We start from the raw sequence: 15,965 nt of genomic DNA on the forward strand, positions 1-15,965 counted from the left end.
TGACGATGGCTGAATTAAATTCTCCGGTAACGCTGGGTGCGTTAACACTTAAGAACCGTGTCATCATGGCGCCCCTGACCCGGAGCCGTGCAAGTGATGATCGTGTTCCAACGCCCATGATGGCAGAGTACTATGCACAGCGCGCCAGCGCAGGTCTGATTATTTCTGAAGCCACGGTGATTTCTGAAGAAGCCAATGGCTATTTAAATACACCTAGACTCTTTAATGATGCTCAGGTGGAAGGCTGGAAACGGGTTACTCAGGCAGTTCATGACAAAGGTGGTTTAATCATTGCCCAGCTTTGGCATGTCGGGCGTGTGTCACATCCGGACTTATTAAATGGGGCAACACCGGTATCTGCCAGTGCTATCCAGCAGGCAGGTCATGTCAGTTTGCTGCGCCCAAAACGTCTGTACGTTACGCCACGTCCCTTAGAAATTTCAGAAATTCATGCAATTACCGAACAATATCGGCAGGCAGCGATTCGTGCCAAAGCAGCCGGCTTTGATGGGGTAGAATTACATGCCGCGAATGGTTATTTGATTGACCAGTTTCTGCAAAGCAAGACCAACCAGCGTGAAGATGAATACGGCGGCTCAGTTGAAAACCGGGCACGCTTCCTGCTGGAAGTGATGGATGCGCTGATTGAGGTGTGGGGCGCAGATCGGGTAGGGGTACATCTGGCACCACGCGGTGATGAACATGATATGGGTGATGATGATCCACGTGAAACATTTGGCTATGTCATGGAGCAGCTGGGCCAGCGTCAGATTGCTTTCTTCTTTACCCGTGAATATCTGGCTGAAGACAGTATTTCGCAGGAGATGAAACAGCGCTCCAATGGGGTACCTTATATTGCCAATATGCGCCTAAACCGGGAAGATGCGGTGGAGCTGCTGGCTTCAGGCAAGGCAGATGCGGTTTCTTTTGGGAAAGCTTATATTGCCAATCCTGATCTATATGAGCGTCTGGTTCAGAATGCACCACTCAATGAGCTGAACTTTGAAAATATGATCGGTAGCCAGAGTGCTGAAGGTTATATTGACTATCCTGCTTTGACAGAAACAGCAATCTTCAGCACCACGGCATAATCTGGAAAATGAGTCACATTGATTAACATGTCGATGTGGCTCTGTTATATTTTGCCGATTAAATCTCTATTGGGAGGCAGTGTGGCTACTCCTTTTTGGTATAACGCAGCCTTATCTCTGGTTAAACCGCTTTATCGATCCCGTATTCGCAAACGTGCGACCAGTCCTGAGCAATTACAACAAGAACTGCTGGAACGTTTCGGTCCTTTTCAACCACCGAAAAATTTACAGACGATCTGGTTTCATGTGGTCTCTGTAGGGGAAACCAATGCAGCCCAGCCCCTAATCGAGCATTATTTGAAACTTGGCCACCCGATTCTGGTTACCAATACCACCAAGACCGGACAGGCGCGAGCCAAATCCTTATTTTTAAAAGCACCTTATCTGGAATTATTCCAAGCGGTGTATTTACCGGCAGACCAGAAACGCCTGATTCGCGAGTTTTATCAGCTCTATCAGCCTAAACTGCTGTTATTGATGGAAACGGAACTCTGGCCCAATTTGCTTGATCAGGCACCGAACTTTAAAGTGCCGTGTTTATTGCTGAATGCCCGATTATCTGAAAAGTCGGCTCAAGGCTATGCCAAAGTCCGGGGGTTGACCCGGGGGATGTTAAGGCAGTTGAGCGGTCTGTTGGCTCAGGACATCGCCACCCAGCAGCGTTATATCGACTTAGGTATGGCTGCCGAAAAAACCCGGGTTTTGGGGAATATCAAATTTGATATTTCTGCTCCCGCCGTCTTTCTTGATCAGGCGCAGCAGATGAATCGGGATTGGGCTTTGCAAGGGCGGAAGATCATGACACTGGCCAGCACCCATGCTCCGGAAGAGCAGCAGCTGCTGGCAGCCTTAAAGCCTGCCTTGGAGGCCAATCCTCAACTGTTATGTATTGTGGTACCACGGCATCCGGAACGTTTTGATGAAGTATTTGAGGCGGCGCAATCGCTGGGTTTAACCACTCAGCGCCGTAGTCTGGGGCAACAGGTCGAGCTCGATACGCAGGTCTATCTGGCGGATTCGATGGGCGAAATGTGGCTTTGGTATGCCTTGAGTCAGGCCTGTTATGTGGGAGGTTCTCTGAATGAGCCCGGCGGTGGGCATAATATTCTGGAACCGGTTGCACTGAATGTCGCCACTATTTTAGGTCGGAATTATTTTAATTTTCAGACAATTGTGGATGAGTTTATACAGGCGGATGCAGTAAAAGTGGTGCAGGATGCCGAACAGGCAGCTCATGTGTTGATTGAATTGCTTGAAGATTCGAAAAAAGCTAAGGCTTTGAATATCCAGGCACAGAAAATACTGCAGCAGAATCAGGGTTCGCTTGAAAGACATATTCAGGTGATTGATCAGTATCTTTAATTTAGCTTAATAAATAACAGATACTGGATTTAGCAAGATGGCAGGGATACAGGGAAGTATCATCAGCCTAATAAAAGTGTTTTGCCTACTTTTGCTGTCCAATCTATGGGGAAAGCCTACACGCCAATAAGTCGCTATAGCGCTTTATTTCAGGCAGTCCCAGAATAGGCCAGATTCGATTTAGCTGGATATTTACTTTTTAAAGTGACTAGCTTACTTTGGTCGAGCTAAAAGTAACAAAAATCCTTTATTGCATTGATATTGCCTCCCTGCAGTACCGTGAAACAGGCGACCCCCATCATCTACTTGTGATATCTAATACTGATTTGCAGGATTTTTATCCCTTCCGTGATTTTACTTTTTAAAGCTCAGCTTTTATTTTGAATTAGATTTTTTATGAATATCGTCCTGCTTGATCCACGTCAAACCGAAACTGAACTATGGTCAATTCGCTCAAAACGGCAGTTGGAGCATTTGCGGCAACATCTTGATGTGCAGAGAGGCGATACGCTCAAAGTCGGAATACGGGAAGGGAAACGCTATTTAACCGAAATTGTCGAAATTTCTGAAACAGTGGTCCTGTTAAAGCCGCTTCAGGAAGAGGCGATTCCTGCAAAATTGCCAGTGACACTGATTGTGGCCTTGCCACGCCCCAAGGTTTTGCGCCGTCTGGTGATGGATGCAGTGACAATGGGGGTGGAAAAAATTATTTTATTACACAGTTACCGCGTTGATAAAAGCTATTGGCAAAGCCCTTTTTTACAGCAGCTGGATCATTATATTGAACTCGGGCTGGAGCAGGCCGGTGATACGGTTGCACCGCAAATTGAGCGGTATAAGCGCTTTAAGCCTTTTGTGGAAGATGTCTTGCCAGGCTTGATTGCTACAGAGCGCCCGGCTTTGGTGGCGCATCCTTATGCAGATCAGCCGATGCCATTTGCCATTCAGCATCCCTGCACGGTTATCATTGGGCCGGAAGGGGGGTTTATCCCGTATGAGGTGGATTTGCTGATTAAAAATGGCTGCCAGGCGGTGAGCCTGGGCAACCGGATTCTGCGTACTGAAACGGCTATTCCCTATGTCTTAGGTCGGCTGTTTGGCACGAGCTGAGGCGTCGTCATTGCCTTCACCGCGATAGATTTTGACTTCCTGTACCGGATAAGGAATTGAAATATCCTGCTCGGCAAAGGCCTGAATGACCCGTTCCTGTACGGTACTGATTGAAGTTCCGGTTCCAGTTTCGGTCGTATCGACCCACCAGAGCGCTTTCAGGGTGATCGAGAAATCGGCCAGAGCAATGACATTGACGCTAAATCGAGGCTGGCTCAGGATGGTCGGATCTTTATCCAGAATCGCGTTAATAATATCTTTGGCCTTTTGAACATCATCTTCATAACCAATTCCGACCGAAAATTCACAGCGGCGCCGGGTATAGGCGGTATTGACGGTCACAGCACTGGTATACACCGTTGCATTGGGAATCACGATACGGCGGCCATCGGGCGAACGTAAAAAGGTCGCGCGAATCTGAATATCTTCTACCGTCCCTTCCATCCCATTGACGATAATATCATCGCCAATCTTGAATGGCTCACCAAGTAGAATCAGTACACCCGAGAGCAGGTTCTGGAAAATATCCTTGAAGGCAAAACCGATGGCGACCGAGCCGACGCCGAGTGCACTCAGCAGCTGCCCGGGGGTAAAGCCGGGAACCGCAATTACCAGCCCGATCAGTATCCCAAAGAAAATAATAAAGGTACTGCCGACCCGGTTCAGGACCAGAACCAGATTTTGTCGGGTATAAGAGCGGTTTTCCAAGGTTTTGCGGACGAAAAATTTGAAAACTTTCGACAACAGCCAGAAAATGACAATCACCACCAGCGCGATACAAAAATAAGGCACACGCTCCCAGAAACTCTCCATAATCTTGTCGATGGTCGCATAAGCATCATTATATTTGGCCGTATGCTCAATCACGGTCTGGGCCGTTTTTTCAGTTGCCTGATGTAACAGTTCTGTGGTGCCTTCCGTCACCTGATTTAAGGTATGTTGTTGCTCAGCCACAAAGATTCCATGTATTCATTTTGGGGTATTCTGCCTGATGTTCAGCTGAAAATTAATTATTGTCATGTTAAAAAATCAGAAATATATACAAATATCACTGAATCTGCTTTAAAAATATTCTGTGGTTTTTTGCATGACGTCTGCAGGAATCTGGCTGGCCTCTCCACTTCCGAGGTAGAAAAACAGGGCAATAACAGCAAACAGGCCAAGCAGCATAAAAATAATCATCAGCCAGGCTAAAATCTTTTCCCAGACCAGACTCAAGCGCTGCGGGCCATATCGGTTACTGCCTGTAGTGCCCGGACCCAGTAGCAGATAAAGCCCAAACAATATATTCACCCCAGGTAGCAAACATAATAAAGTCCACCAGCCACTGCCATTCAGGTCATGCAGACGGCGTATGGTGATGACCACAGCAAAATAAATATATAGCCCCAGCAACAGCAGCGCAAACAGATTGGAGAGGCGGTACAGGGAAAATGTGTTGAACGGATCTGTCGAGACAGACATAAAGTTCACAATATCCATACCTAAACCTAGCGCAAGACTGCTCAAGATAAAAATAAAATGAAGAAATGCGGACCAGGCAATAAAGCTGAGACGTCCAAATCGTCCCTGAACAGATAAGGGACGATCCGCTACGGATAAAGGAGGAGGGGAAGACGCTGACGATTTCATGGGCAAGATCCTGATCTGAATAAGATAAATCTGGAGATGAAGCGCTATTTTATTTCTTTTTTAAGCAGTAGGATGTAAATAGTGCTTTATTTTGAAGAACAGTTTCTTCACTCAGACTTGCATCACTGTAATTGGCATGATGATGATTGAATTTAAATAAGTATTCTACGACGAAAGCATGATTGTCGGATTTGAAATAAGCAGCTATTACTGACTTTATGCGCAAAAAATAATCAAGAATACAATACTATTAACCTCTCGTGATGAGATAGAGCAAAATCAAGGACGTGAATAATGAAAGAAATCTATCCAGTACCAGAAGAATTTAAAAAAACCGCGCGTACCACAGATACGCAGTATTTCGAACGTTATCAAAAATCCATTGAACATCCAGAAGAATTCTGGACCGAACAGGCAAAGCGCTTGGAGTGGATCAAACCGTTTAGCCAGGTAAAAAACACCAGTTTTGACCAAGATAATTTTAAAATTGAATGGTTTGCGGATGGCCAGCTGAATGTCAGTGCCAACTGTCTGGATCGCCATCTGAAAGAACATCCTTATAAACCGGCGATTATTTGGGAAGGCGATCATCCATCTCGCCACAAGATAATTTCCTTTGCCGAGCTGCATGATGAGACCTGCCGTTTTGCCAATGTATTGAAAAAAAATGGGATCCAAAAAGGTGACCGTGTGGTGCTGTATATGCCCATGGTGTCTGAAGCTGCGATTGCCATGCTGGCCTGTGCCCGGATTGGTGCGGTGCATTGTGTGGTCTTTGGAGGCTTTTCACCGGATTCACTGGCCAGCCGGATTGAAGACTGTCAGGCTAAGATCGTGATTACTGCTGATTCGGGCATGCGGGGGGGTAAGCAAATCTTACTGAAAGCCAATGTGGATGCCGCCCTGGAAATGAGTGGCACTGAATCGGTACAGCATGTGATTGTGGTGCATCGTACCGGTAACCCGATTGAGCTGCAGCCCGGGCGTGATCTCTGGTATCACATGGAAATCATGGCGGTGAATGATATCTGCCCGCCAGAGCCGATGAATGCAGAAGATCCACTCTTTATTCTGTATACCTCCGGTTCAACCGGAAAGCCCAAAGGGGTCATGCATACCACGGGTGGCTATCTTACCTATGTGGATTGCAGCTTCCGTGAAGTTTTTGATATTAAACAGGATGATGTGTTCTGGTGTACGGCAGATGTAGGCTGGATTACCGGACATTCCTATGTGCTCTATGGCCCACTTTCTAACGGTACAACAACCGTCATGTTTGAAGGGGTGCCTCAGTATCCAAGCTGGGCGCGTACCGGACATATTGTCGACAAGCACAATGTGACCGTGCTTTATACGGCCCCGACTGCTATCCGCGCCATGATGCGTGAAGGAGATGCCTATGTGCGGGAAAGTGATCGAAGCAGTTTAAGACTTTTGGGAACGGTCGGTGAACCGATTAATCCGGAAGCCTGGAACTGGTATTATACCGTGGTGGGCGAAAGCCGCTGTCCGGTGGTTGATACCTGGTGGCAGACCGAAACAGGCGGGTTTATGATTACCCCATTGCCGGGCGCAACTGACCTGAAGCCAGGTTCAGCCACCCGTCCTTTCTTCGGGGTACAACCCGCTATTGTGGATGCTGATGGCAATGAGCTGGAAGGTGCCACAGAGGGGAATCTGGTGATTAAAGACTCCTGGCCGGGACAGATGCGGACCATCTGGGGCGACCATGAACGTTTTATTGAAACCTATTTTTCGACCTATCCCGGGACCTATTTTACTGGTGACGGTGCACGCCGTGATGAAGATGGTTATTACTGGATTACCGGCCGCGTTGATGATGTACTGAATGTCTCAGGCCATCGTCTGGGAACCGCAGAAATTGAAAGTGCATTGGTCGCGCATGAAGCCGTTGCCGAAGCTGCTGTGGTCGGGATGCCGCATGAGATTAAGGGCCAGGGAATTTGTGCCTTTGTGACTTTACAGGCTGATGCTGAAACTACAGAAGAACTGCGGCATGAACTGGTTGGCTGGGTACGTAAAATTCTCGGACCGGTAGCCACACCCGATGCCTTGTACTGGGCGCCTGCTTTGCCTAAAACCCGTTCAGGAAAAATCATGCGCCGTATCTTGAGGAAGATTGCCGCCAATGAGCTGGACAGTCTGGGCGATACCTCGACCCTAGCCGAACCGCAGGTGGTTGATCAGCTGATTACTGAAGTACAGCGCAATACGGTCTAAATTGAATCGTTGCAATACCGGCATCATCTGCCGGTATTTTTTATTTTAAGTATGGTTTCTGTCCGCTTTGGGAGCGGGTTGAGGCATGTAATTTGCCAAGCCTAAGCCCTGCCGAATACAGATTAGTTTGAGAGGGCAGAGTAGGCCAAATGGTCTGAACTCCAGCTTTCGTTTTAGAAAATAGTGCAGACTGCCAGACATGCGCCTCATCGGCAAAGGTTCGGACTGATGAATATTCATTTTGTGATACTGAGCAAGAGTCAAGTCCGAGATCACTTGATTCATCACGATAAAGTAAAAAATAAAATAAATAAAAACTGTAAAGTGAGCCGATTTTGAGACATTGGTATAGAAATGAGATTGGATGAAAAGTAACGCAATAATATATTGAAATTTCTATTTATATTAAATTCAACCCAGTCTGAGAGAGCAAAAATAAACCGGGTATACAAAAGTGCTGAGAATGCAAGATTGAGTAAAATCCCTCAACAATGTGAGAATTTTAAAGAAAAACCACCATTATTTTAAAAATTATAGCCTCTCGCATATCCTTCTGGCGGCTTGTGTGGTTAGAATAGGAACTACCGTGTACAAGATCTTTCTCACGTCCTATGAATATTTTAATCGTTGATGATCATCCACTGTTTCGTCATGCTTTAATTCAAGCGGTTCGTTATAGTCTGCCACAGGCGCAGATTCATGAAACTGCGGCAGTCAATGAGTTTTATGAACGTCTGGAAAATGGTCCTGAACCTGATCTTGTCCTACTGGATTTAAACTTGCCAGGAGCATCGGGTTTCTCAGCTCTGGTTCATGTACGCGCCCAATATCCATCTTTGCCGATTATTGTAGTGTCTGCACATGAAGAAGTCAGTATTATCCAGCGGGCTATTGCACATGGTGCCATGGGGTATATTCCGAAGTCTGCACACCCAAGCCATATTGGTGAAGCCATCCGTGAAGTGCTGGAAGGGGAAATCTGGTTGCCGCCAAATCTGCCCGCCAATGTCAATTTTGATCCGCGTGCTGCGGATGAAACTGCACTGGCAGAACGTATCCAGTCGCTGACTCCTCAGCAGTTCCGTGTTCTGATGATGGTAGCGGAAGGCTTGTTGAACAAGCAGATTGCCTATGAACTGGATGTTTCTGAAGCGACTATTAAAGCGCATGTAACCGCAATTTTCCGCAAACTGGGTGTACAAAACCGGACTCAGGCCGTATTGGCGATCAATGCCCTCAATATTGACGAAAAGAAAATGTAAATTTGCCTGACTGGGTGTTTAAACTTAATAAAGACCACCTGTATCCAATTAAGGAGTTTAGTCAATAAACTCCTTAATTTTTTAAAGCTTACTCTGTTTATTGCATGAAGTTTTAGTTAAAAAATTATGCAATATAGTCCTGTTTTTGCGTCAGGTCAGTACAGAACATCGGGTTCAGGGCGCACTGTAATTCATCAATCTGATCTTGGGTCACATAGCCTTTAGACTTCAGATATTCTGCAATCCGGTCATCACGTAGGCTCAGGAAGGTCGCATCATAGACGCCCAGATCTACAAAGAGTGCGGCGGTCTCCAGACTGTTAAAACGGTCCAGATACACTTCATTGTCATACATCAAGAAGATATGATCCTCCTGTGCATTCGGATTGACCTGTAAATGTTCAGCAAGTTCATGCGGACAGGTTTTGATAAATAACAAATCAGAGAGTTCATCAAACTGTTGGGTGTCCAGACAGTCGCTATCATTTTTGACTTTACCCAGCCAGGCTTTAAACACCAAAACTGCTCCGCCACGCAGCAACATGCTCCAGATCTGGTGCCGTGTTTTTGCAGGTAAATCTTGTACTTCGGTTTCAAGTGACTGAATCAGCTTGTTTTCCTGTTCGGCAAGCCGTTCAAACAAACCTAGACCTTGGGGTTTATAGGCATAGGGTTCAAATACATCAAAATGTAGCTCATCAAAGACCTGTAATGCCAATGGAACAGCACTTTGATAAAGAGTTTCCAGAGCCTGATATTGATTGTCATCTAATTTGCTGTCTTTAAACAGCTGTGACCAGTTAATCGGAGGCAATAAAGCATTGACTCCATAACGCAGGTGAAATTGCTGGGTTTGATTCAGGTCATGAGCAACATGTTCATCTACCAGTTTCATTGTAAGAGCTCCTATGCAGTGCAAGTGGATCAGCTGCCAAAGAAGGGGGAAAGGATGGACTGGATGGAAACTGATCGTTTCTCAATTCTCTATTTTTAGGCCCAAGCTGGCTAGGTGAAAAATAAGACCAAAGTTTTATTCAATGGTTTTTTCTAAAAAGTATTATAAAAAGCAGTCGCTTATATTTTTGTAACTAAGTGTGCGGCTATGAATTAAGGGGTTCGGTAACTTTTGCCATAGTGAAAATTAAAATGAACTTTTTGATCAATAGATCAGGTCAAATTTTCGCAATTTTGGTGCTTTTGGCACATCTGCCTGTTTTTTCTGCATATTGAGTAAAGTTATGTGCAAGGTGTGTATAAAAAATGCCCATCTTCCAGATTGGAAGATGGGTATCCTGTGAAAAGGCTGGGAAGGAAAACTTAGCCAGCGAGTGAGTTAATGATCCGAAATCTTCAGGCCGGATAACCACGAGCGTAAGGAGGCCGGTTTTAACGGTTTTTTCAGCAGTACGATATTTAACTCTTTCAGACGCTGTGGCAATTCCGGATCTGAATCTGCGGTGATCAGTGCCACCGGAACCTGAGGCTGACGATGTTCCAGAATAAAGTCCAGACCGATCTTGCCCTGGTTCAAGTGCTGATCTACCAGCCACACCTGAATATTTTCCTGCCGGATCAGTTCGATGGCCTGTTCCGGTTCGGTGGCCTTAAAGACCTGATAGCCCCATTTGGTGAGCAGGGTCGACATACCTTCCAGAATGGCTTCATCATTATCCAGACACAGGACTTTAAAGGCCTTAGACTTTAATGGTATTGCCTGTACGGGGGTGGCCACCACTTGAGGTGCAGCCACTACCGGGACTTCAATCATGAAACAGGAGCCTTTGCCATATGTGGAATAGACATGCACCGGATAGCCCAGCATACTGGTCATGCGCTGTACAATCGCCAGCCCCAGTCCCAGCCCTTGTTCGCCCCATGGAGAAGCGTGGCCACAGCGCTCGAATTCCTGAAACAGTTTAATGCGCTGTTCTTCGGCAATCCCTGGGCCGCTATCCCATACTCCGATGCGGATATGATTGGGTTTTTCACTGGCACGCAGCACACCGACCACCACCTTACCTTTGGCGGTATAGCGTAGCGCATTGCTGACGAAGTTCTGGATAATCCGACGAATCCACTGCGGATCGGTATCAATCCAGAACTGGGCATCATGCACACTGAGCTTGATCCCGCGCTGTGCGGCAATTGACTTGAACTGGAGTTCCAGGTCACTCAGCAGATCATGCAATGGATAGGCCTGACGTTTAGGCTGAATCGTACCGCCTTCCAGCCGGGCAATATCCAGCAGGGCAGAGAGCATACTTTCCGCCCCATGCAGCGCACGATCCAATTGCTGTAAGGTTTTGCGGTCTTCATCATTCTGGATGCTCTGTTCCAGCGCCGTACTAAACAGGCGTGCGGCATGCATGGGCTGTAGCAGATCATGACTGGCAGCTGCAATAAAGCGGCTCTTGGACATATTGGCCTTGTCTGCCTGCTCACGCGCTAATTGCTGTTCAGACAGGGCATCGGCGAGCTGCTGGGTGCGATCGCGGACCCGGGCTTCCAGAACAGCTTCATTTTCACGGAAAGCGGTAATATCGGCAAAGGTTGTTACGAAACCACCACCTTCAATCGGATTACCACGCATCTGAATCACGCGGCCATCTTTACGGATCCGTTCAAATTCATGTGCACTGCCGACGCGCATCCAGTGAATCCGTTTACGCACATGCTCTTCCACCGAACCTGGACCACATTCGCCGCGTTCTGCGTTATAGCGGATCAGGTCAGCAATCGGACAGCCGACATAGACAATATCTTTTGGATAATCGAACAGTTTCAGATACTGGTTATTCCAGGCCACCAGACACATGTTTTCGTCGACCACACTCACCCCTTGGGTCATATGGTCAATCATGGTCATAATCAGGTTCTGGTTAAAACGCTGCCATTGGGAGGCCTGATCCAGAATATTTGCGACCTGGCCGAGCGCCAGGCCATTATTGACCATAGCGGTGGTCAATAAGGTCCGTGCTGATGCGGCGCCAATCGTGCCGGCCAGATACTGTTCGGTAAAACGCCACCACATCCCATTGGCACTGCTATTTTCATTGAGTTCGACATTATTTTGTGTACAGAACTGCTGGAATGCCTGCGCGGCCGGTACTTCACCGGTAATTCTTTTTGCCAGGGTCAGCAAATCACCCACTTTTAGGCGGGCAACATCCTGATGCGAATAACTTACTTCAGTCATCGGACTTTGCGATGGCAAAGGCTTGGTTTCATAATAGAAAAAGCTTTCGGCCTGAATCTGTTCTGCCACACTTGGGCGGAACATGCGTGAAATCCAGATGTATAACACGGTATTCAGACCCAATGCCCAGACCACGCCATGTGTCAGAGGATCAAAAGATTCAAATCCAATCAGGGCTTCGGGACGTAACCAGTTCCAGCCAAAAGGTCCTTGGGTCAGGAAATCTATACTAAATTGCTGATAGCGATCTGGCAGGCTGCGTAAAATCGTTGGCAGCAACAGCGTATAGGACCACAGGGCAAAACCGGTCAGCAAGCCGGCATATACGCCCTGCTTACTGCCACCACGCCAGTACAGACCACCAATCAGGGCAGGCGCGAACTGCGCAACCGCACTGAAAGCCAGCAGCCCAAAGACCGACAGTTGATCAATATCATTAAAGAAGTTGAAGAACAAAAAGCCCATCAGCATGACGGCGAGAATGCAGACCCGGCGGGTAAATTTAAGGACCAGCGGTAAGCGCTTGTCATGCCGCGACAGCAGTTTAAAACGCCACAGCGCCGGCATGATCAGGTCATTACTGAGCATGATCGATAGGGCAACGGAAGACACCAGCAGCATTCCGGTCGAGGCCGAGAAGCCGCCGAGGAAAGCCAGCAAGGTCAGCCAGTCCTGATTATAGCTGAGCGGTAAAGATAAAACGGCGACATCCGGAATGGCCAGATATTGGGGAGCGGCATGTAGTGCCCAGCTGGCAATCGGGATAATCGCCACCGTGGTCAGAATTAAATAGACTGCAAACCAGCGCCGTGCCCCGCGAATATGTTTTTCATCGCGCAGTTCTACCACAGCCACATGAAACTGGCGTGGCAGGCAGATAATGGCCAATGCAGCCAGCAGGGTTTGCGTCCAGAAACTTTCCGGTACGCCGAACACCTGGACGTCATGAAAAGTGCTACTGATATCATGACTGATCTGGGTCAGGTTCTCCGGTGCTTCAAACATGAAGAAACAGGCGACCGCCAGCAAGGCAAACAGTTTGACAAACGATTCAAAAGCCACTGCCAGCATCAGGCCGCCGTGCTGTTCGGTGTTGGCAATCTGCCGGGTACCAAAAATCATGGCCAGAATGGCGAGAATACCTGTCAGGAACAGCACGCCATTGGTAGTATTACTCATACCTGAGGAAGGTTCCAGAATAACTGTCGCACTGAGTGCAATAGCACGTAGCTGCAAGGCCAGATAAGGAATAATGGCAATCACCGCCAGAATGGTGACCAGTGAGGCGAGAGGGCCGCTTTTACCATAACGGGCGGCCACAAAGTCGGCAATCGAGGAGATGGCATGGTGCTGGCGTACCCGTCCTAAGCGGCGCCAGATATCGTAGCCAATTGCGACAAACAGCAGCGGACCAAGATAGATTGGCAGGAAGATGATGCCTTCACGAACCGCCGCTCCAGTCGCACCATAAAAGGTCCAGGATGAACAGTAGACCCCTAAGGTCAAACTGAACAACAACATACGCCCACGGGTGCTGAACCGGCTGGTATGTTTTTCTCCGTAAAATGCGCAGATAAAGAGTAATGCGATATAGAGGGCGAGCACCCCTATGATGAGCCAACTGTTCATAGAGCCTGATGTGTACTGAAGCTGGCCCTATAATAGCGCATCGTGAACGCTACAGTTAAAATTGATTATTTTTTAACGACCAAAGTCTTAATTACAAGACGCCACAATTCTTGTTAATTTGCAACAGTAATAATTCGAATTAAAAATAATCAGCCCACGGTTGGGCTACAGGAGTGCAACGATGGATGAGGTACAGGTAGATCGAATTCTACAGAATCCAAAATTCAAAGAAATGGTTAGCAAGAAGAGCACACTCAGCTGGACTTTAACGGGCATTATGCTGTTTGTCTATGTGGGCTTCATGTTGCTGGTTGGCTATAACAAAGAGTTTCTTTTGTCTTCTATTTCAGGTGGAGTGACGACTTGGGGGATTCCACTGGGTCTGGGCATCATTGTGTTGTCATTTATCTTATGTGGCGTTTATTCCTATATCGCGAATAACCGTCTCGATCAATTGACTGAAGAAGCAATACGTGAAGTAGAAGCAATTGCTCATGAAAAAGGACCTCATTAAGATGAAATGGAATTCTTTAATTGCCCTGGCTGCAACTGCAGTCGGCTCAGGGATGGCAATGGCTGGTCCGGATTTAGGCGCAGCAGAACAGCAGGCAACCAACTGGCACGCGATTATCATGTTTGTGATTTTCGTGGGGGCTACCCTGTTCATTACTAAATGGGCAGCAAAACAAACCACAAATACCAAGGACTTCTATACTGCCGGTGGTGGGATTAGCGGCTTCCAGAACGGTCTGGCGATAGCCGGTGACTATATGTCAGCAGCCTCCTTCCTGGGGATTTCTGCGATGGTGTTCCTGTCAGGTTTTGATGGCTTGTTATATTCACTTGGTTTTATGGTGGGCTGGCCAATCGTATTATTCCTGGTGGCAGAGCGTCTGCGTAACTTGGGTAAATATAACCTGTCTGACGTAGTATCTTTCCGTTTACAGGAAAAACCGGTGCGTACTTTAGCCGCCATGAGTTCATTGGTAGTGGTAGCCTTCTACCTGATCGCCCAGATGGTGGGTGCAGGTCAGCTGATCAAGCTGCTGTTCGGTTTGAACTATAACCTTGCTGTGGTGATTGTCGGCTTGCTGATGATGGCCTATGTAATGTTCGGCGGCATGTTGGCAACGACCTGGGTACAGATTATTAAAGCAGTCATGCTGCTGTCTGGTGCTACTTTCATGGCGTTCATGGTCATGAAAGGCGTCGGCTTCAGCTTTACCAACATGTTTGAACAGGCGATTGGCGTGTATTCAAAAGTGCATGACCTGAGCCTGGCAGATGCAACCAAAATCATGGGTCCAGGAAGCTTGGCATCTAACCCGATTGATGCGATTTCTTTAGGTCTGGCGCTGATGTTCGGTACTGCCGGTCTTCCACATATCCTGATGCGTTTCTTCACGGTAAAAGATGCCAAAGAAGCACGTAAATCAGTGGTTGTGGCAACAGGCTTTATCGGTTACTTCTACCTGCTGACCTTTATTATCGGTTTCGGTGCGATCCTGTATGTATCGAATAACCCGCAATTCCTGGATGTTGCGAAAATGGCGATCACTGGCAAGTTAGAGCTTGTAGGTGGTAATAACATGGCGGCGGTGCACCTGTCTGATGCAGTGGGTGGCGACCTGTTCATGGGCTTCATTTCTGCAGTAGCATTTGCGACCATTCTTGCGGTTGTTGCAGGCCTGACCCTGTCTGGTGCTTCAGCAATTTCGCATGACTTGTATGCCAACGTGTTGAAGAAAGGCCAAACTACGCCTGAGTCTGAGCTACGTATGTCTAAGCTTGCGACTTTAGGTCTGGCGATCTTCGCGATGATTCTCGGGATTCTGTTCGAGAAACAAAACGTTGCCTTCATGGTCGGTCTGGCATTCTCGGTGGCGGCATGTGCCAACTTCCCGGTACTGGTATTGTCCATGTTCTGGAAAGGCTTGACGACACGTGGTGCGGTGATTGGTGGTGTTGCAGGTCTGGTAACCGCAGTAACCTTGATTGTGCTGTCTAAAGCAGTATGGGTAGATACTTTAGGCATCTCGGATACTCCAGTGGTTCCATTTAACGGTCCTGCATTATTTGCAATGCCATTGTCTTTCTTGTGCTGCTGGTTGTTCTCGGTCACAGATAACTCAGCTCAGGCACAAGCAGAGCGCAAAGCTTTCGATGCCCAGTTTGTACGTTCACAAACCGGTATCGGTATCTCGGGTGCTTCTGATCACTAAGATCGGTTCATCCTAAAAAAGCCCCATCCGGGGCTTTTTTTATGGCCTGCAATACAGTCAGTTTTCTTCGCCATAACGTTATATGCAAAAAATAAAAGCATGGCGTAGAGCGGTTTTCAGTAATTTTCATCTCTGTACACGACAAAAATAGATAACTCATTGAAATAATGTCATAATAATTGTTTTCTAACGACGAATACTATGACACATCTCAATGAGT

11 protein-coding genes are annotated in these 15,965 nt (G+C 47.3%); 7 read left to right on the forward strand and 4 right to left on the reverse strand.

What is annotated here, in order from left to right; genetic code table 11:
• The first annotated feature begins 5 nt into the window (after positions 1-5).
• From NI467_RS05505 to NI467_RS05515, 3 genes are all read left to right on the forward strand, one after another.
• The gene (locus NI467_RS05505; protein ID WP_151206891.1) at positions 6-1,091 is read left to right on the forward strand and encodes an alkene reductase; all 1,086 of its coding nucleotides are present in this window, start codon (positions 6-8) and stop codon (positions 1,089-1,091) included.
• 81 nt (positions 1,092-1,172) lie between these two features.
• The gene (locus NI467_RS05510) at positions 1,173-2,453 is read left to right on the forward strand and encodes a 3-deoxy-D-manno-octulosonic acid transferase (RefSeq protein ID WP_171480662.1); all 1,281 of its coding nucleotides are present in this window, start codon (positions 1,173-1,175) and stop codon (positions 2,451-2,453) included.
• Between the two features lie 396 nt (positions 2,454-2,849).
• A complete protein-coding gene (locus NI467_RS05515) occupies positions 2,850-3,563 on the forward strand; it encodes a 16S rRNA (uracil(1498)-N(3))-methyltransferase (protein WP_151206889.1) in 714 nt (237 codons plus the stop codon).
• On the opposite strand, the gene NI467_RS05520 is transcribed toward NI467_RS05515, so the two are convergent.
• Positions 3,537-4,517, reverse strand: coding sequence for a mechanosensitive ion channel family protein (locus NI467_RS05520; RefSeq protein WP_151204824.1), 981 nt, complete (start codon positions 4,515-4,517; stop codon positions 3,537-3,539). The two genes, NI467_RS05515 and NI467_RS05520, sit on opposite strands and share 27 nt — an antisense overlap.
• Positions 4,518-4,625: 108 nt before the next feature.
• Positions 4,626-5,195, reverse strand: coding sequence for a DUF805 domain-containing protein (locus tag NI467_RS05525; RefSeq protein ID WP_151206888.1), 570 nt, complete (start codon positions 5,193-5,195; stop codon positions 4,626-4,628).
• Between the two features lie 294 nt (positions 5,196-5,489).
• Here NI467_RS05525 and acs point away from each other — a divergent pair, with 294 nt between their 5' ends.
• Positions 5,490-7,436: an acetate--CoA ligase gene (acs, locus tag NI467_RS05530; protein ID WP_151206887.1), complete on the forward strand. Its 1,947-nt coding sequence runs from the start codon at positions 5,490-5,492 to the stop codon at positions 7,434-7,436.
• A gap of 611 nt (positions 7,437-8,047) precedes the next feature.
• A complete protein-coding gene (locus tag NI467_RS05535; RefSeq protein ID WP_151205581.1) occupies positions 8,048-8,698 on the forward strand; it encodes a response regulator transcription factor in 651 nt (216 codons plus the stop codon).
• Between the two features lie 124 nt (positions 8,699-8,822).
• On the opposite strand, the gene NI467_RS05540 is transcribed toward NI467_RS05535, so the two are convergent.
• Both NI467_RS05540 and NI467_RS05545 read right to left on the reverse strand, forming a co-directional pair.
• The gene (locus NI467_RS05540; protein ID WP_151206886.1) at positions 8,823-9,593 is read right to left on the reverse strand and encodes a hypothetical protein; all 771 of its coding nucleotides are present in this window, start codon (positions 9,591-9,593) and stop codon (positions 8,823-8,825) included.
• Positions 9,594-10,031: 438 nt separating this feature from the next.
• A complete protein-coding gene (locus NI467_RS05545) occupies positions 10,032-13,523 on the reverse strand; it encodes a PAS domain-containing hybrid sensor histidine kinase/response regulator (RefSeq protein WP_151206885.1) in 3,492 nt (1,163 codons plus the stop codon).
• Positions 13,524-13,704: 181 nt separating this feature from the next.
• Between NI467_RS05545 and NI467_RS05550 the strand changes: the two genes are divergently transcribed.
• On the forward strand, positions 13,705-14,037 hold the full coding sequence (locus NI467_RS05550; protein ID WP_151205088.1) for a DUF485 domain-containing protein: 333 nt from the start codon (positions 13,705-13,707) through the stop codon (positions 14,035-14,037).
• Between the two features lies 1 nt (position 14,038).
• Positions 14,039-15,745 carry a cation acetate symporter gene (locus tag NI467_RS05555; RefSeq protein WP_151206884.1) on the forward strand — a complete coding sequence of 569 codons (1,707 nt, stop codon included), beginning with the start codon at positions 14,039-14,041 and terminating at the stop codon, positions 15,743-15,745.
• Positions 15,746-15,965: the final 220 nt, after the last annotated feature.

The sequence above is a fragment of the Acinetobacter sp. S4397-1 genome, from assembly GCF_024129285.1.
Lineage (GTDB): Bacteria > Pseudomonadota > Gammaproteobacteria > Pseudomonadales > Moraxellaceae > Acinetobacter > Acinetobacter lwoffii_C.

Bases quoted from the DNA above. Each gene is read 5' to 3' on its own strand.
- NI467_RS05505 (WP_151206891.1), top strand. From the start codon at position 6: ATGGCTGAATTAAATTCTCCGGTAACGCTGGGTGCGTTAACACTTAAG.
- NI467_RS05515 (WP_151206889.1), top strand. From the start codon at position 2,850: ATGAATATCGTCCTGCTTGATCCACGTCAAACCGAAACTGAACTATGG.
- NI467_RS05525 (WP_151206888.1), bottom strand. From the start codon at position 5,195: ATGAAATCGTCAGCGTCTTCCCCTCCTCCTTTATCCGTAGCGGATCGT.
- acs (WP_151206887.1), top strand. From the start codon at position 5,490: ATGAAAGAAATCTATCCAGTACCAGAAGAATTTAAAAAAACCGCGCGT.
- NI467_RS05535 (WP_151205581.1), top strand. From the start codon at position 8,048: ATGAATATTTTAATCGTTGATGATCATCCACTGTTTCGTCATGCTTTA.
- NI467_RS05540 (WP_151206886.1), bottom strand. From the start codon at position 9,593: ATGAAACTGGTAGATGAACATGTTGCTCATGACCTGAATCAAACCCAG.
- NI467_RS05545 (WP_151206885.1), bottom strand. From the start codon at position 13,523: ATGAACAGTTGGCTCATCATAGGGGTGCTCGCCCTCTATATCGCATTA.
- NI467_RS05550 (WP_151205088.1), top strand. From the start codon at position 13,705: ATGGATGAGGTACAGGTAGATCGAATTCTACAGAATCCAAAATTCAAA.
- NI467_RS05555 (WP_151206884.1), top strand. From the start codon at position 14,039: ATGAAATGGAATTCTTTAATTGCCCTGGCTGCAACTGCAGTCGGCTCA.